General features: G+C 49.0%; 19 protein-coding genes. All 19 read right to left on the bottom strand.

Annotation, left to right across the window (positions count from 1 at the left end; all coding sequences use genetic code 11):
* Window positions 1-21: 21 nt before the first annotated feature.
* The gene (locus KB559_RS08940) at window positions 22-912 is read right to left on the bottom strand and encodes a MinD/ParA family protein (RefSeq protein WP_211021369.1); all 891 of its coding nucleotides are present in this window, start codon (window positions 910-912) and stop codon (window positions 22-24) included.
* Entirely contained in the window at window positions 909-2384 is a 1476-nt protein-coding gene (gene flhF, locus KB559_RS08935) for a flagellar biosynthesis GTPase FlhF (RefSeq protein WP_211021368.1), read from the bottom strand. The genes KB559_RS08940 and flhF overlap by 4 nt, the downstream gene beginning before the upstream one ends.
* Window positions 2381-4417 carry a flagellar biosynthesis protein FlhA gene (flhA, locus tag KB559_RS08930; RefSeq protein WP_211021367.1) on the bottom strand — a complete coding sequence of 679 codons (2037 nt, stop codon included), beginning with the start codon at window positions 4415-4417 and terminating at the stop codon, window positions 2381-2383. The genes flhF and flhA overlap by 4 nt, the downstream gene beginning before the upstream one ends.
* A gap of 23 nt (window positions 4418-4440) precedes the next feature.
* Window positions 4441-5535, bottom strand: coding sequence for a flagellar biosynthesis protein FlhB (gene flhB, locus KB559_RS08925; protein WP_211021366.1), 1095 nt, complete (start codon window positions 5533-5535; stop codon window positions 4441-4443).
* Between the two features lie 14 nt (window positions 5536-5549).
* Window positions 5550-6338 (bottom strand): flagellar biosynthetic protein FliR, encoded by a 789-nt coding sequence (fliR, locus tag KB559_RS08920; protein ID WP_211021365.1) that lies wholly within the window; start codon window positions 6336-6338, stop codon window positions 5550-5552.
* Between the two features lie 12 nt (window positions 6339-6350).
* Window positions 6351-6620, bottom strand: a complete 270-nt coding sequence (fliQ, locus tag KB559_RS08915) for a flagellar biosynthesis protein FliQ (protein ID WP_211021364.1) — start codon at window positions 6618-6620, stop codon at window positions 6351-6353.
* 69 nt (window positions 6621-6689) lie between these two features.
* Window positions 6690-7454, bottom strand: a complete 765-nt coding sequence (gene fliP / locus KB559_RS08910; RefSeq protein WP_211021363.1) for a flagellar type III secretion system pore protein FliP — start codon at window positions 7452-7454, stop codon at window positions 6690-6692.
* Window positions 7451-7996, bottom strand: a complete 546-nt coding sequence (locus KB559_RS08905) for a flagellar biosynthetic protein FliO (RefSeq protein ID WP_211021362.1) — start codon at window positions 7994-7996, stop codon at window positions 7451-7453. The genes fliP and KB559_RS08905 overlap by 4 nt, the downstream gene beginning before the upstream one ends.
* A gap of 10 nt (window positions 7997-8006) precedes the next feature.
* Window positions 8007-8372 carry a response regulator gene (locus KB559_RS08900; protein WP_211021361.1) on the bottom strand — a complete coding sequence of 122 codons (366 nt, stop codon included), beginning with the start codon at window positions 8370-8372 and terminating at the stop codon, window positions 8007-8009.
* 27 nt (window positions 8373-8399) lie between these two features.
* Window positions 8400-9656: a flagellar motor switch phosphatase FliY gene (gene fliY / locus KB559_RS08895; protein WP_211021360.1), complete on the bottom strand. Its 1257-nt coding sequence runs from the start codon at window positions 9654-9656 to the stop codon at window positions 8400-8402.
* Window positions 9646-10644 (bottom strand): flagellar motor switch protein FliM, encoded by a 999-nt coding sequence (gene fliM, locus KB559_RS08890; RefSeq protein ID WP_211021359.1) that lies wholly within the window; start codon window positions 10642-10644, stop codon window positions 9646-9648. The genes fliY and fliM overlap by 11 nt, the downstream gene beginning before the upstream one ends.
* Window positions 10645-10684: 40 nt before the next feature.
* Window positions 10685-11155, bottom strand: coding sequence for a flagellar basal body-associated FliL family protein (locus KB559_RS08885; RefSeq protein WP_211021358.1), 471 nt, complete (start codon window positions 11153-11155; stop codon window positions 10685-10687).
* Window positions 11152-11376, bottom strand: coding sequence for a flagellar FlbD family protein (locus KB559_RS08880; protein ID WP_211021357.1), 225 nt, complete (start codon window positions 11374-11376; stop codon window positions 11152-11154). Before KB559_RS08880 ends, KB559_RS08885 begins: the two co-directional genes overlap by 4 nt.
* A gap of 59 nt (window positions 11377-11435) precedes the next feature.
* Entirely contained in the window at window positions 11436-12257 is an 822-nt protein-coding gene (gene flgG / locus KB559_RS08875) for a flagellar basal body rod protein FlgG (protein WP_211021356.1), read from the bottom strand.
* A 103-nt stretch (window positions 12258-12360) separates the two neighbouring features.
* On the bottom strand, window positions 12361-12744 hold the full coding sequence (locus tag KB559_RS08870) for a TIGR02530 family flagellar biosynthesis protein (RefSeq protein WP_211021355.1): 384 nt from the start codon (window positions 12742-12744) through the stop codon (window positions 12361-12363).
* Window positions 12741-13292 carry a flagellar hook assembly protein FlgD gene (locus KB559_RS08865; protein ID WP_211021354.1) on the bottom strand — a complete coding sequence of 184 codons (552 nt, stop codon included), beginning with the start codon at window positions 13290-13292 and terminating at the stop codon, window positions 12741-12743. The genes KB559_RS08870 and KB559_RS08865 overlap by 4 nt, the downstream gene beginning before the upstream one ends.
* A 21-nt stretch (window positions 13293-13313) precedes the next feature.
* Window positions 13314-14720, bottom strand: a complete 1407-nt coding sequence (locus KB559_RS08860) for a flagellar hook-length control protein FliK (RefSeq protein WP_211021353.1) — start codon at window positions 14718-14720, stop codon at window positions 13314-13316.
* A 33-nt stretch (window positions 14721-14753) separates the two neighbouring features.
* Window positions 14754-15698, bottom strand: coding sequence for a MotE family protein (locus KB559_RS08855; RefSeq protein ID WP_211021352.1), 945 nt, complete (start codon window positions 15696-15698; stop codon window positions 14754-14756).
* A gap of 42 nt (window positions 15699-15740) precedes the next feature.
* Window positions 15741-16184, bottom strand: a complete 444-nt coding sequence (gene fliJ, locus KB559_RS08850; RefSeq protein WP_211021351.1) for a flagellar export protein FliJ — start codon at window positions 16182-16184, stop codon at window positions 15741-15743.
* Window positions 16185-16191: the final 7 nt, after the last annotated feature.

Below are 16191 nucleotides of genomic sequence, written 5' to 3'. Positions count from 1 at the left end.
ACTCCTGTCCTTTATACAGAATCATTTTGCGCGCTTAAGCCATTTATGCATAAATCCTTTGATTCCTGACAAAGTATCCTTTGACTTCAGTTGTGGAACATCCATATATTTCATTGCCAGGCTTCGAATGTCTCGTGCTGCCGGACAACCCGGGAAAGCGGCAGAAAACGGAATCTGTTTCTTCACCGCCTGCATGACGTGTGCGTCATCGCTCAAATACCCAAGAGTAGGAATATCCATATCCAGAAACTGCTTCGCGACTAGCGAAATTTTATCAGCAACCTGCTTGGCTTCGCTTTCACCCGCGACCCGGTTGATGACCAGCCGGAACGCTACATCCTTCTCCAGCCCGTGCACCACCTTGATGAGTGCGTAAGCATCGGTTATCGAGGTCGGCTCAGGGGTCGTTACAACCAAACACTCGTCGGCGGCAGTTATAAACTTCAAAGTTTCCTTGGAGAGTCCTGCCCCGGTATCAAAAAGGATGAAATCCATCTCTTCCGATATCTGCTCGATCTGAGAAGTAAAGTAGTTGAGATCCTGTTCCGACAAGGTAAACAAATCCGTCATGCCGGAACCTCCCGCAATAAAGGGAAGTCCGCCGGTTCCAAGCTCGATGATCTCCGTGATGTCCCGTTCGCCTTTCAATAAATGATAAAGACTGTATCTCGGGCGAACTCCCATCAAAACGTCGATATTGGCCATGCCGATATCAGCGTCAAAAATGAGGACTTTGCTTCCAAACGACTTTAAAGCGAGAGCGAAGTTGAGAGTAAAGTTGGATTTTCCGACCCCACCCTTTCCGCTGCTTACGGTAATAATACGGGCATTGCTCTTTTTACTTATTGACTGCGGGTCAAAACCGCTTCGGGAAGTTACCAGTTGTCGAAGAGCTTGCGCCTGGTCGCTCATGAGTTACGAGCTCCTGTAATCAAATCCAGCAGCAATTCAGAATCCGCCGTCAGCAAGTCGTCAGGGACATTTTGTCCGTTGGCAATATAGGAAACCCGCAGAGGGTAGTCGTGAATCAAGTTGTACAAAGGGCCCACGCTTTCCGTTTCATCCAGTTTGGTGAAAATCACTTTGTCCAGCCCGTACCGGCTGAAATGCTCCGTAATTTTCTTCATGTCTTGTGTCTTTGACGTCAGGCTTAGGACCAGATAAGTCTCGCTTTGCTCCGACGTGCTGAGCATGCTGTGCAGTTCGGCCACATGAATTTCGTTCAAATAATTCCGCCCTGCCGTGTCCATCAAGATCAAATCGCAATGGGAGAGCCTTTGCATCGCTCTCTGCACGTCGCCCGGTGATTGAACGACTTCAAGCGGCACATTTAAAATCGAAGAATACGTTCTGAGCTGCTCTATAGCCGATATCCTGTACGTATCAGCCGTTATAAAGCCTACCTTTTTGTGTGCCCGGAAAATTTGATCCGCAGCCAGCTTCGCAATCGTAGTCGTCTTTCCGACTCCGGTAGGTCCGGCAATGTAGACGATTTTGGTCTCGTCCTGAATGCCTTCCCCGATACGACCTTGCAGGAAGGAAGCGGCCTCGGCTCTTACAGCAGCTTCCAGCACATCCGATGAAGCCGATTTGCCGGATTCGATCCATTCCCGATAAGCGGCATCAATCCACTTCTCAACCAGGTCCGCGGACAACTCCTGGCATTCCAGTCGGCTCTTAATCGCCGGCAGGGGTTCAGGAAGCTCTCTGCTTTCGTGCTGCTGTCTCGCCAATTGACCGATCCAGGTCTTCATCTCGCGAATCTCTTCGAGCAGCTTCTCTTCCTTCAAGCTAAGCACTTCTGCCGGCTTAGGGGCCGGCGATGCTGAAGGAGCAGGGGGCCTCTTCTCTTCCAAGGAGGCTTGTCGCAACGCTTCGTCCCATCTACTGGCAGCCGTCTCCTCCCTGGCGATGTCAGGCCTAGCGATCCCATCAGATGGCTGTTTTCGCACGGATGAGACTGTCGACATCGGCATGGACGCCGCGACCGGCAACTCCTCCCTTTCCTGCAGCCCGGGCATCATCGCGGGACGCGCCTGCTGAGCAGGTCGGGTAGGCTGAGCGGCCGGAGGCAACACTGTGTTGCCCGCTCCCGATGAAGAAGGAGACGTTAATTGGGAGGATTTACGGTAAACATCCGGAACCGCCTGCCTCGCCATCGGAGTCTGTGCAATGCGCGCCGTCTGCGGCTGCGGTTTGGAAGGAGATCCGTCGTTGCCTTCAGAAGCTGCGATGACCTCAATCTTTCTTTTGCCGAATAATCCCATAAATCCGCCGACCTTCATATCTTTGGTACTCAAGATGACGGCATCGGCTCCCAGTTCGGTGCGTATTTTGGACATGGCGTCCGGCATCGTGTCGACGATATAACGTTTTACTCTCATAAGTTCACCACTCCGACACTCTGAATTTCTACGTTAGGTTCAAGTTCACTATAGGACAGTACCGGAATATCCTGCATGCTTCTCTCAATAACCTGCCGCAAATACATCCGGATCGTTGGTGAAGTCAATACGATCGGCTGCTGACCGGTCTGAAGCAGGCGGTTAATCTGCTCCGATAGCTTTTGGAAAAGAGTCTGTGTCGACATCGGATCAAGCGCCAAATAGCTGCCTTGATCGGTCTGCTGCACACTTTCCGCAATCTTCTTCTCCAGCGTAGGCCCCACGGTGATTACCCTCATCGTTTCACCCTGCTGCGTATATTGCTGGGTGATTTGTCTGGATAGCGCCTGTCTGACATATTCCGTCAAAACCTCGGGGTCCTTCGTATAAGTCCCGTAATCAGCCAGGGTTTCAAAAATCGTTACCATATCGCGAATCGAAATCTTCTCACGCAGCAACTTGGCCAGCACCTTCTGCACATCCCCGATGGAGAGCAAGGAAGGAATCAGTTCGTCGACAAGGACAGCGTAATTCTCTCTCAAATTGTCGACCAACGCCTTTGTCTCCTGTCTTCCCAGCAGCTCATGCGCGTGTTTCTTGATCAATTCGGTTAGATGCGTAGCAACAACGGACGGCGGATCGACCACGGTATAGCCGGACAACTCTGCCCGGTCCTTAGTGGATTCATCGATCCAAAGCGCAGGAAGCCCGAAAGCAGGCTCCTGAGTCTCAATGCCTGTAATCGAATCGTCATCCATCCCGGGACTCATTGCCAAATAGTGATTAAGTAGTAATTCACCACCGCCAACGACATTTCCTTTAATTTTGATGACATATTCATTCGGTTTTAGTTGAATATTGTCGCGAATGCGGATAACCGGTACGACAAGCCCCATTTCAAGCGCGCATTGGCGCCTGATCATAATAATCCGGTCGAGCAAATCTCCGCCCTGTCCCGTATCGGCCAGCGGGATCAACCCGTAACCGAATTCGAACTCGATCGGATCAACCTGCAGCAGGTTGATCACGCTCTCCGGACTTCGTACCTCTTCGATTTGCTGCTCCTCTTCCTGAATCTCCTGCTCAATTTGTCTTTTGTCGAGATTCTTCTGCATCCGCCTAGCGGCATATATCATCAATCCCGCAAAAGGAAGCGTGGTCCAAGGACCGATCGGCGTAAACAATCCGAGCAGCGCGATCGTACCGGCAACGATATAAAGAAGCTTGGGATACGTAAACAACTGTCCTGTGATGTCATCGGCCAGGTTTCCTTCAGAGGAAGCCCGCGTAACGATAAGACCGGCTGCCGTAGAAATAAGCAGTGCAGGAATCTGACTGACCAGACCGTCCCCGATCGTCAAGATCGAATAAGTCGAGAGAGCGTCCCCGAACGACATACCATGAATGGTCATCCCGATGATAAAGCCGCCGATCAGGTTGATAAGGAGGATGATGATACTCGCAATCGCATCGCCCTTGACGAATTTACTCGCCCCATCCATCGCGCCATAAAAATCGGCTTCGCGTTCAATCTTGCTCCGGCGCTCACGGGCTTGCTGTTCATTGATCAGCCCTGCGTTGAGGTCGGCGTCAATACTCATCTGCTTACCAGGCATCGCATCGAGAGTAAAGCGGGCCGCTACTTCGGCTACGCGCTCTGACCCTTTCGTAATTACGATAAACTGCACAACCACCAGAATCAGGAAGACTACGAAGCCGACAACAGGCTCCCCTCTTGAAATCCAGGACCCGAAGGTTGCTACGACATGGCCTGCTTCGGCCTGTCCTAGAATCAACTTCGTAGTCGATACGTTCAGCGCCAGCCTGAACAGGGTCGTAATAAGAAGCATCGCCGGGAAAATGGAGAACTGTAGCGCTTCCTTCGTGTTCATGGCTACGAGCAAAATCATTAATGCAATCGATATGTTAATGATGAGAAGAATATCCAGCAGCAAAGTCGGGATCGGAACGATCATGATTAGAACAATGCCGATAATGCCTACTAGGATGAATATATCTTTGAACTTCTTCACCGGTTCTTCCTCCGATCCCGAACTTATTTCACTTTGCCTTGCAGTTTATATACATATGCCAGTACTTCGGCAACGGCTTGAAAGAGATCGCCGGGAATCATATCCCCGATTTCCGCTCTCTGAAACAGCGCCCTTGCCAGCGGCTTATTTTCAATCGTAACAACACCATGCTCCTTGGCAATCTCCTTGATCCGGAGTGCGACAAAGTCCTGCCCTTTGGCCACGACCTGCGGAGCCTCCATTTGCGATCCGTCATATTTCAGCGCTACGGCAAAATGCGTCGGGTTGGTAATGATCACATCTGCCTTCGGCACTTCTTGCATCATCCGTTGCAGCGCCATGCGGCGCTGTCTTTCCCGGATTTTGCCTTTGATGAGCGGGTCGCCTTCCATTTTCTTGTACTCGTCTTTCACGTCCTGTTTGGACATTTTAAGGCTCTTCTCATGCTCATACTTTTGATACATATAATCCAGCACCGCCAAAACGAGCAAAGCGGCGGCGATTTTAATGCCGAGATTCATTGTGAGCTCCGCTGTGAAGTGAAATGCCTGTTCCACCGGGATTCTCCCAAGGGTTGCGAGATGACTTCTTGCCCCCCATATCGTCGTATAAACCAGGTACCCGATGATCGTCAGCTTAAATATCGATTTGAAAAACTCCACAAGCGAGCGCATGGAAAATATTTTTTTGAACCCTTTGATCGGGTCAAGCTTGTTGAAATGCATCTTCAGCGGATCACCGGTAAGAAGGAATCCTACCTGGGCATAGTTGGCGATAACCCCCATCACAACGACAACCAAAAAGACCGGAGCAATCAGCAGAAGAATCTGAACCGCATAATCCCCTAGCATGATCATTACATTTTCCTTGGTCACATCCATCGTCAAGCGGTGGTAAAAAATATCCGTAAACAAAGCGACCAATCTTTCTTTGATATAGCCGCCAAAGGCCATAAGACACATAAAAGTAGATAATAGAATGATCGAGCCGGATATATCCTGGCTTTTCGCGACCTGGCCTTTTTTTCTTGCTTCCTGCCGCTTTTTGGGCGTCGCTTTCTCCGTCTTCTCCCCGGCAAACATCTGCAAATCCAGTTTATAACGATACCGGTACGTCATCAGCGATTCCCTCCCTATGTCGGCCGACTCCCCAGCGTTCCAAATAAATTGTGCAGCGCATTAAACATCACTTCAAACAAATGTTCAAACGCGTAGATGAAGCCCGGAATCAAAAGGAGCAGTACAACCAGTCCTACAATAATCTTCAGAGGAATCCCTATTACGAAAACGTTGAACTGAGGTGCCGTACGAGCCAGAAAGCCGAGAGCAACGTCCGTTAAAAACAAGGCAACCACCAGCGGCGCAGCCATTTGAAAAGCAAGCGTAAACGACTGACTGAAGGTGCTGACCAGAAACTCCGTAACGCCTCCACGATAAATCCTTTGAAAAACATCGTTTGATAACGGGATCCAGTTATAACTGCGAATTACTGCGTCAAGCAAATAGTGGTGTCCGTTAATGCTTAAAAAGACCAGCGTGGCGATAATATACTTAAAGTTGCCGAGGACGGGAGCGGAAGCGCCTGTCATCGGATCAAGCACGTTCGCCATACCGAATCCGATCTGAATATCGATAAATGATCCGGCAGTCAAAATGACCGAAAAGATCAGGTAGGCCACAAACCCCATCAACAGGCCGATCAAGACCTCGCGGATAATCATCAAGACGTATCCAAGATCTTGGGGTATCACCTGATTCGTTCCTTGAATCATCAAAATTAACAATGCGATCATGGCGGAGAGCCCAATTTTGAATGTGTTAGGAACGCCACGTGAAGAAAAAACCGGAGCGACAACAAAAAACGCCGTCATTCGACAAAAAATAAGCATAAAGACAGAAATTCCGTGCAGTATAATCTCCATAATTTCTTCGGCCTAACCGATATAACTAGATAGGTTGTTAAATATGCTGTAGGTAAAATCGACAAGCGTCGTTAATATCCACGGCCCAAACATCAGCAATGCCAACAGTACGGCGACGATCTTGGGAACGAAGGCCAGCGTCTGCTCTTGAATTTGGGTGGTAGCTTGGAAAATACTCACGATCAAACCGACGACCAAACCGATAATCAGCATCGGGGCACTAACCTTCAATACGGTATAAACGGCTTGTCCGGCCAAACCGATAATAAAATCCGAACTCATAACCGTCTTCCCCCTCTTTACTAAAAATATGAATGACCTGCGCTAGACCGAAGCCATCCTTTTACATAACTATGGACTGAAACTGACCAGCAGTGACTTGACGATCAGATACCAACCGTCCACCAGGACGAACAACAATATCTTGAACGGCAAGGAAATCATGACCGGCGGCAGCATCATCATCCCCATGGCCATCAGAACGCTGGCCACGACGATATCGATAATCAAAAACGGAATAAATATCATGAAGCCCATCTGAAATGCGGTCTTCAGTTCACTGATTGCGAAAGCCGGAACCATAACTGTAATCGGTATGTCTTTATAGCTCTGCGGCTTCTCCGTTTTGGTATAACTCATGAATAATTGCAGGTCTTTGGGCCGCGTGTGCGAATACATAAATTTCTTCATCGGTTCTGATGCTTTGCTCAGCGCTTCCGTTTGAGTAATTTCCCCTTTGATATAAGGCTGCAGTGCCACCTCATTAATCGTCGACAACGTCGGACTCATCACGAATATCGTCAAAAAAAGAGCCAACCCGACAAGCACTTGATTGGGAGGCGATGTCGCAGTTCCGAGCGAGCTGCGGACAAATCCGAGCACGATCACGATTCGCGTAAAGCTTGTCATCAGAACGAGAATGGCTGGTGCTACACTCAAGACCGTAATCATCAGAATAAGGGACAGTGAGCTTGTCCCCGCACCCGAGCCCGTGTCCCCTCCGATTTGGATCCCTATATTTGGAATCGGATCGACCGGTTCGGCAGAAGCTATGGAAACCGCAAACAGACTCCATAAAGCGAAAAATAATGTCACGACTAGGACTTTGTTCTTCATGAATCCCTCAACCGATCTGTAGATTGTTCTTCCTGATCCTTTAAAAGTTCCTCCATTTGGGTCTTGCGGCTTGGCATTCTCTTTACCTGAGAGTGAAACACCTCATGAAAGGACTTCCCTTCCAGTTCCTCGACTTCTTGCGGAGGCTCTTTGCGGAATCGGGAGACGAGACCAGATATAGCCGAAGCGAACCCGGCGAACTCCGTCCCCTCCTCTTCAAAAGCCTGCTGCAATACAATCACTTCTTCCGGATCGGAAATCTTGTCGACCAAGGTGATATTCTCGCCCACACCGACAAGGTAAATGCTGCTACCGATCTCGATCACCTGGAGCGACTTGTTCGGCCCGAGGCCGACGGCTCCCATCGTACGGATCGAGCGGCTTTGGGATAAAAACGAATTCTTCTTCCCGAGAAAACGAATTAACAGAATAATCAGAACGATGATTATTGCTAAAACGGCGATGACCGTTATCAAGTTACCCCAAAGATTGACATCTCCGCCCCCATATTCTTCGGGGGTGCCGGATTGTGATAGGTACATGGCTTATCGCCTACAATCCAAGCGTTTTGTTGATAGCTTCAATTACACGATCGGACTGGAACGGCTTAACGATGAAGTCCTTCGCGCCGGCTTGGATCGCATCGATAACCATAGCCTGCTGTCCCATAGCCGAGCACATAATAACCTTGGCATTTGGATCCAACTTCTTGATTTCCTTCAATGCTGCGATTCCGTCCATTTCAGGCATCGTGATATCCATAGTGATGAGATCCGGATGCAATTCCTTAAATTTCTCGATCGCTTGCCCGCCATCCTGAGCTTCACCGACAACCTCGAACCCATTTTTCGTTAAAATATCGCGGATCATCATTCTCATAAAAGCTGCATCGTCTACGATTAGAATTCGGTTTGCCATTGATTTAAAATCCTCCCTAAACTTCTACTATTGTAATTTTTGAATGCGGTCCCACTGACTGACAATATCCGTGACGCGTACGCCAAAGTTCTCATCGATGACAACAACCTCGCCTTTTGCTATCAGCTTGTTGTTCACCAATATGTCCACCGGTTCACCGGCAAGCTTGTCCAGTTCGATAATCGAACCTTGGGACAGCTCCAGGATATCCTTAATCTGCTTTTGGGTCCTCCCTAATTCTACGGTGACTTTAAGGGGAATGTCCATCAATAAGTTTAAATTATTTGCGTCAGCTTGCCCGAATGAGGGATTTCCCAAATTCGCAAACTGGACAGGCTGTACGTTTACCCCTCGTCCGGTCATTCCGCCATAATGCTGAGGCTCGCTGTAAGGCCGTTCCTGAGGCGGATAATAGTATCCCGGAGGCGCTTGCATCGGCGCTCCCATCGGTGCTTGCATCGGCGGCTGCATAGCCTGTGGAGCATGTTGCTCGACCATAGGCGGCTGCTGATAAACAGGTGCAGGCGGTTCGTAGGCAGGTGCAGGAGGCTCAGCGTAAGCCGGTGGTGCCGCTGCAGCAGCTACTTCCTGAACGGCAGGTTCCGAAGATGAACCGTTGATGAGGCTATCGACCATTTCTTTGGCGAATTTAACCGTCAACAGCTGCATGATCGTTGAATCGATCAAATCCCCGATCGTCAGGCGGAACGAAATTTTGATCAGAATTTCATCGGGCGGCAGGCTGGTTACTCCGCTTCCGTTAGTCATGTTCAAAATATCGATGCCCGGCGGGGAGATGTTCACGAACCGGTTAAAGATCGTTGACATCGATGTTGCGGAAGAACCCATCATCTGGTTCATCGCTTCCTGCACGGCACTGATATGAATTTCGTTCAGCTCTTCATCCGCAGGGTTGCCTTCGCCGCCCAGCATGAGATCGGCTATAACCTGTGCATCTCTTGTCTTAATGACAAGCGAGTTGACTCCTTCGAAGCCGTCAACGTATTGAACGTGAATGGCGACATGAGGCTTGGGAAACTCAGATTCAAACTGCGAACGCGTAATAATGGATACTTTCGGCGTTGTAATATCAACCTTTTTGCTAAGCAGTGTCGACAGGGCCGTTGCTGCACTTCCGAAAGTGATGTTTCCGATTTCGCCGAGTGCATCTTGTTCCAGCAGCGACAAATAATCGGAGACGGTTGGTTCAGGAGCCGAGTCCATGCTCGTTTGTTTCAGCAGGGCATCTATTTCTTCCTGGGACAAATAATCTTTACTCGTCAAGTTCCTCAACTCCTTCGCTAACAATTTCATCAATTTGAACGGCGACGCGATCCTTCAGCGTTCCCGGGCTTCCGATATATTTCAGCCGGTCGCCTACGCGGATGGATAGTCCCTCCTGAACCGGTTTGTTCAGGGAAATGACATCGCCCACGGATAACTCCAGAAATTCCTGGACCGTGATTTGGGATTCGCCGAGCTCCGCAACAATCGGCAGCTTGGCTTTATGCACCCGATGCCGAAGGGCGTCAACCTCTTCGGGAACCCGGGATTTTTTCTGGGATACAAACCAATGGTGAACCGACAGCTTGGGCATGATCGGTTCAATTACGACATGAGGGATACAAAGGTTGATCATCCCCGAAGTGTCCCCGATCTTCGTACTCAGCGAGATAAGCGCAATCGTTTCGTTCGGGGAAACGATTTGCATAAATTGAGGATTAGTTTCAAGTGCCTCCATCCGCGGATTGATATCAATCACGGTTTTCCAGGCTTCCTGAAGACTTTCGAAAGCCCTACTGAAGATGCGCTCCATAATAATCGTCTCGATCTCTGTCAAAGAACCGATTTTGGACGGTGAGGTCCCGATTCCTCCCAGCAGCCTGTCCAGCATGGCAAAAGCTACGTTGGGGTGAACCTCCAGCACCATTCTGCCTTCAAGCGGCTCCGCTTCGAAAATGTTTAGAATCGTCATCTTCGGAATGGAGCGGATGAACTCATCGTAAGGAAGCTGTTCAACCTGAACAACGTTGATCTGAACGAAAGTCCGCAGTTGGGCCGAAAAATAGGTTGTAAGAAATCTGGCGAAATTTTCATGAATCCGGGTCAAGCTGCGGATATGATCTTTGGAGAATCGAACCGCTCTTTTAAAGTCGTAAGCCCGGATCTTCTTTTGCGTTTCTTCCTTTTTCAGTTCCTCGGCATCCATTTCTCCAGAGGACAGCGCCGCAAGTAAGGCATCAATTTCATTTTGCGATAATACATCTACCAAACAATTCACCCCCTTGAAAGAAAGTCTACATCGATATGCTCTAGATAGTTGTCATAACAAAGTAAGTGATATCGATTTGAATCAGTTTCCCTTCCGGCAGTGTCTTGTTGATCAGATTCGTCAGCTTGGAACTTAAATTGTCCTTGCCTTTTGCCCCTGTCAAATCTTCCGGTTTGGTGTCCGCGAGCGTCTTAATAATAATTGGCTTAACTTTGAAGTCCTTGATTTTATCAAAAGCCTCTTTAGAAGCCCCATTATCGAGTTGGAAGGCAAAATTCATCACCACGACATAGTTCGGATCAGACAAATTGGTTTTGATGTCATCGATCGTCGAAGTTACTTTTACAATTTCATCCGCTGTCAAATGTCTCGGTACAGCCTCTTGATTTACAGCAGCTTTTGCTTCGCCGCCTGCTGGACCTGACATTTGATTAATCAGCAGGAAGGCGGCCAATACGATCAATGTAATCGAAAGCAGAATCGTAATCAGCCATGGCGCCATCTTTTTCATGACAATTCCTCCGTTTGTTGCACTTTAATAGTTGCTGCGTGGATACCGATCTCGGTGTAGTACTCTTTAATCATCGCAAGCACTTCAACCGCCTTCTCCAACACAATAATACGTTTGCCTGTGATCAGGGTTACGTACGTATCGGGTGTTTCTTCCACGGTTTCGATCATCATCGCGTTAAGCCACATCTGAGAACCGTTCAGTCGTGTTACTGAAATCATGATTACCCTCCCAAGTAGAACGGGGGAAGAAAGGTGTTCCTCCCCCGCTATCCTCCATCTTAACGCTTCAGGTTGACAACTTCCTGCAGCACTTCATCCGATGTGGTAATAATGCGGGAGTTCGCCTGGAATCCGCGCTGGGCAACGATCATTTCGGTAAATTCCCCCGTCAGATCGACGTTGGACATCTCCAGCTGACCCGCAACGATAGCACCGGTTCCCAATTCAGTATTATTTGGATTCGTATACTCCGGTTCGCCATCAGCCTCAGCATTTAATGTAATTCGATAAAGATTTCCGCCAATTTTCTCGAGACCTTCTGGATTAGCTACTTTCGCTACTCCAATTGTACCCCCTTCCAGTGTTTCGCCTGTATCCATTTTCTGCATGATCACTCCGTTAGCTGCTATTGAGAAGGCAGTAACAGTTTCATCAATTGGTTCCAAAATATCTCCATCAGAGTTACATACCAGCAAACCATCGGAAGTAACGAGTTGACGTGCTGCATCCAGATGAAAATCTCCGGCACGTGTCAAAAATGGAATTTCTTGATCTTCCGAAAGCTTCACCAGGAAAAATCCGTCTCCGTCAATCCGCAGATCAAGCGGATTGTTCGTCGTCATCGCACTGCCGCCGGTGTGCACGGTATCGATCGAACCGATGGATACCCCTAGGCCGATCTGTTTCGCGTTGATCCCGCCGCTTTCGCCTTCTGCCGGAGCAGTTACGCCCGAAACCGTTTGGCTCATGATATCCTTGAACATCACGCGTCCCGATTTGAAACCCACCGTGTTTACGTTGGCAATATTGTTGCCGATGACATCGAGTTTCGTTTGAAAGCCGCGCATACCGGAAACACCCGAATACATTGATCTTAACATTTCGAAAATTCCTCCCAGGATTAAAAGTTTTATCGATACTTTTGACCGCATCAGTCGATCAGCGGTCAATGATGGCTTTCCGAATCCGGGCCAGCCATATGAACTAAGAAATTATTACAGCGCTGTCTATTTGGGTGAAAACATTGTCTTTCATGCTGTTGCCGTCCATCGCCGTTACAACCGTTCGGTTATTGACATTGACAATCAAGGCCATATCTTTCATCAGAATCAGTGAATCCTTTGCCCCTTTGGCGGCGGCGCTGTCGATGGCCGATTCTATCTGGCTCAATTGTTCGGGCTTCAGCTCAATGCCTCTTTGTTCAAGCCGTTTAACTGCATGATTGCTAAAATGCAAAAGCCGGTTTTGAAGCAAATCCTTAAACGCAGGTCCTTGCGCTTCCGCAGATTTGACCGTTCTGTTTCGGCTTAAGGCGTTAGGCTGAATTCGGCCGGGATATAAACTGCCTATCCGGATGGGATCGTTCATTGCGCACCCGCTCCTTCTCCAGCCGCGTCATTACCAGCGCCTGAATTGGAGTGGCTTCCTTCTTCTTTTGAAGGCTCCTCCGGTACCGGTGCGTTCTCCACCTGCTGGATTTGGGAAAGCTCGACCTCTTTTCCGCCAACCTTCACGTAATGAGTTCCGCTACGTACGATAATGGAATCAACCAGACCGCTTTCAATAGTTTGAATCACTTCGGTCTTTCCTGTATTCACATCGTAATTTCCCGTCTTGGTTTCGCCTACCCAACTAACCAATTTACCGATGAGTCCCGAACTGTTGCCAAGCGACTGACTCATGGCAGTGAGCTGATTAGAAATGTTGGTCAATTGTTCGACGGAAGTGAATTGTGCCATCTGGGCAATCATTTGAGAATTATCCATCGGCGACAACGGGTCCTGATATTGCATTTGGGCCATCATTAGCTTCAAAAAGTCGTCTTTGCCAAGTTGAGTATCCTTCTTGCTGGCCTTCGAAACATTCTCCGCAGCGTAATTCGGCCACATAACTCCGGTTGAAACGATGTCTGCCATCGCTTATCATCCTCCTTTCACTTAGGCTTTTGCTACAAACGAACTGCCGGCTTCTCTTTCTCTGATTTCGGAAATCCATTCATTCCATTCTTCGTTCAAATCCTGGATTCCGACCAGTTCTTCTTCAAGCATCATTTCCCGGCGCTTCCCGTTTTGCTGTTGATTGGTGCCGCTACCTTGTTGGCGTCCATCCTGATACATATGAGAGGATAAAGAGGCGTTCTGAGTTACTTCGAGCTTACCGACCTGAAGACCCTGGGATTGCAAAGCCGTTCTCAGTTGCGCCAGCTGTGCTTCAAGCGATTCTTTAGCAAAAGCGTGCTCGGTTACGAATTGAGCTACCATATGTCCGTTTTGCATCGTGATCTTCACGTCTACCTGTCCCAAATGCTCCGGATAGAGAGATATTCTTGCTTCAGACAATCCCCCAGCCTTTACGATTTCCAGCTTGCTGACCAGAAAGCGGCTCATTTCCTGTCCGAATTTCTCGACCGGCACTTGAGGAGCTGCAGGTTTTACGGCTGCTGCCGCGCTATCGCGAAGCGCAAGTTGACCTGCGGTCGTAATATTTCCGGAAGCTAGCGGCTGATCTCCGTCCGATGTCGCATGATCACCAAGCGTCGATTCCTCACTTGCTGCAATCACAGCTTGACTGGTTACGGCTCCGGCTTTGACGGTTACGTCAAGATCCGCTTTCTGCGCGAGACTATTGGTTTGAGCATCATTAGCTTTGGAACTTACGGCTTGTCCATTCTGGCTTTGCATCGCGGAATGTTCCTTCAGTTCGGCTCCTGGCAGATTAAAAATCCCTCCTGCCTGTTTACCGCTTGCCGGCTTGGTGTCGCTATTCAAACCTGCGTCAGCCATCAGACTTTGCAAGGATTCCATCAAAGCTTTGGCCTGAAGCGAATCCACTGGTGTTGCCGTCATAGCCTTAGCGCTTGAAGCTGTCGCAAGCTGCAGCAATGCATCTTGAACCGCAAAACGCACCGTTTGCGGATGCTGTGCCAATGTCGGAAGCAATGCTTCGACGTCTCCGTTATCCGCGGACTGTCCCGGGTCATTATTCTGAAGGAATTGTTGAACATTCTGAATCCAGCCTTGCAGTACGGCCAACAGGTCCGGATTTTCCGCCAGCGCTTGATCCAACTGGTCCAGTTGCTCCAACAGCCCTTGAAGCAGCGCATCCAAGCCGCCTTCTTCGCCCTCCGGCATTAATCCTTCTCCCGTATCCGTCAGCCCTGCCAACATCGCCAGCTGCGAGGTAAGCTGTGTTTCCTGCGGCTGGGTACCGCCGCCCATCATCGAGAGCAAAGCTTGATCAAAAGAAACGGTTGCCCCTTGACCGGAAACATTTTTACCGCCTGATCCATACCACAATCCGCCTACCGCTGATCCTGCCGATACATTAGATAAAGTTTGGCTCATTTTCTTATTCACCTCCTTTCACGGAATGATCTGCTATTTGCTTACCAATTGGTTCACGATTTTGACCGAGAGCTTTTCGTCTTCTTTGGTCATGGCGTCCAATATTTTAGAGCGTGTCGTGTCGTTTACGGCCTTTAAAATTTTCAAAGCCTTCTCGGGACTGATTTTGTACGTTTGAATAATCAGCTTGGATGCGGCGTCCGCGGACATCGATCCAAAGGTTTGGCTCAGCTGCGTTTCATCGAGCGCATTCCCCGACGATTGAGCCGGTGTTGCGTCGGCTGCTTCTTTCTTGAGCCTCGATTGCAGCGCGGCAATCGCCAGCTCTTCAGCCGGCTTCACGTCCTTCAGCATGATCGAGATGTCGGCCGCCTTTTGCGGATCCATCTTCTCCAAAATCGCTACCTTACTCTCATTGCTCATCACGCTAAACATCTGGAGCGTTTCATCGGTCGTCAGCTTGTCAAAGATCGCGGCCGCTTTACTCGGACTCATCTCGGAATAAATTTGCGCAAGCTTCTTAACCTCTTTTTGATAAGCAGCTTGTTCCTCAGCCGCTTTTTCTTCTTCCGCTTTCGTTTGAGCGGATTGGAGCTGAGTCTCCAGTTCCTTCACCTTACTGTCTTTCTCCGCAACCTGCCGGCCTGCCTCTTCCAATTCGGCTTCCTGCTTCGCCACTTGCTCCTTTAACTGGTTCAAAGTAGCTTTTGTGCTCTCTTCCTGTTTCTTCTGTTCGGCCTTTTTGTCCGCTTCCTTTTCTTTATCCGATTTACTCGATTCCGGGTCCGGAATGATTTTGTTAATAAACGGGATTTTGTCCCCGATTTCTAACATCGTGTTCTTGAAACTCGGACTAAAAAGCGTAAGAAGCACAGCCAGCAAAACGACAGTAAACAAAATTGGAGTCATAAAGAACAGAAACTTCGAAAAGCCTCCGCCGGATTCCTCCAGCTCCTCATCCAATTCCGTCCGTGCCATCTTCATCCCTCCTTCGCAAACCCATTCTTGGCCCTAACTCCTTTAACGGGCTCTCATGGCGAACCGGACCGTTGCCATCTCATCCAGTTCGTTTTGTTCCCGAAGAAGCATTTCCTGTTGAAATTTTTCTTTTGCCTTTTCTTTTGCCTTCATCCAAACTTTTTCGTCCAGCATTTTGCCGCTGAGCACCGTTTTTTTATGATCCACGTTGACTTCCGCTCGCTTCACATCTCCGATTTTGCGGTTAATGCAGTCTTCGAGATAATCCATATAACGTTGAAGCTCCTGCAGCTTGATCATGGATGCCTTATTCTCCATCTCGTTCTGAATTACGGAATGCGTCCGGGATCTTTCCTCCAGCAGCTGCTCCAATGAGCATTGTTCCGACTGAAGAATACCGACCGCAGCCGAGAGCATCCATTCTGCCTGGGTCTTCTCATTGGTCTTCAAGTCCACGACTTTCTGATAAACGTAACGGAATCTCATCCTTTAA

Origin of the sequence: Paenibacillus sp. Marseille-P2973 (assembly GCF_018101095.1) — a bacterium.
In the GTDB taxonomy this organism is placed as follows: Bacteria; Bacillota; Bacilli; order Paenibacillales; family Paenibacillaceae; genus Fontibacillus; species Fontibacillus vini.
Note: the sequence above shows the minus strand (reverse complement) of the source record. Positions and strands in the feature narration are given on the sequence as shown.

Excerpts from the sequence above, each read along its gene's own strand:
- fliQ (WP_211021364.1), bottom strand. The coding sequence starts at position 6,620 with ATGAGTTCGGATTTTATTATCGGTTTGGCCGGACAAGCCGTTTATACC.
- KB559_RS08870 (WP_211021355.1), bottom strand. The coding sequence starts at position 12,744 with ATGAACGATCCCATCCGGATAGGCAGTTTATATCCCGGCCGAATTCAG.
- flhB (WP_211021366.1), bottom strand. The coding sequence starts at position 5,535 with ATGACGTACCGGTATCGTTATAAACTGGATTTGCAGATGTTTGCCGGG.
- fliP (WP_211021363.1), bottom strand. The coding sequence starts at position 7,454 with ATGAAGAACAAAGTCCTAGTCGTGACATTATTTTTCGCTTTATGGAGT.
- KB559_RS08865 (WP_211021354.1), bottom strand. The coding sequence starts at position 13,292 with ATGGCAGACATCGTTTCAACCGGAGTTATGTGGCCGAATTACGCTGCG.
- KB559_RS08855 (WP_211021352.1), bottom strand. The coding sequence starts at position 15,698 with ATGGCACGGACGGAATTGGATGAGGAGCTGGAGGAATCCGGCGGAGGC.
- KB559_RS08940 (WP_211021369.1), bottom strand. The coding sequence starts at position 912 with ATGAGCGACCAGGCGCAAGCTCTTCGACAACTGGTAACTTCCCGAAGC.
- flgG (WP_211021356.1), bottom strand. The coding sequence starts at position 12,257 with ATGTTAAGATCAATGTATTCGGGTGTTTCCGGTATGCGCGGCTTTCAA.
- KB559_RS08905 (WP_211021362.1), bottom strand. The coding sequence starts at position 7,996 with ATGTACCTATCACAATCCGGCACCCCCGAAGAATATGGGGGCGGAGAT.
- flhF (WP_211021368.1), bottom strand. The coding sequence starts at position 2,384 with ATGAGAGTAAAACGTTATATCGTCGACACGATGCCGGACGCCATGTCC.
- fliJ (WP_211021351.1), bottom strand. The coding sequence starts at position 16,184 with ATGAGATTCCGTTACGTTTATCAGAAAGTCGTGGACTTGAAGACCAAT.
- KB559_RS08880 (WP_211021357.1), bottom strand. The coding sequence starts at position 11,376 with ATGATTTCAGTAACACGACTGAACGGTTCTCAGATGTGGCTTAACGCG.
- KB559_RS08885 (WP_211021358.1), bottom strand. The coding sequence starts at position 11,155 with ATGAAAAAGATGGCGCCATGGCTGATTACGATTCTGCTTTCGATTACA.
- fliR (WP_211021365.1), bottom strand. The coding sequence starts at position 6,338 with ATGGAGATTATACTGCACGGAATTTCTGTCTTTATGCTTATTTTTTGT.
- KB559_RS08900 (WP_211021361.1), bottom strand. The coding sequence starts at position 8,372 with ATGGCAAACCGAATTCTAATCGTAGACGATGCAGCTTTTATGAGAATG.
- KB559_RS08860 (WP_211021353.1), bottom strand. The coding sequence starts at position 14,720 with ATGAGCCAAACTTTATCTAATGTATCGGCAGGATCAGCGGTAGGCGGA.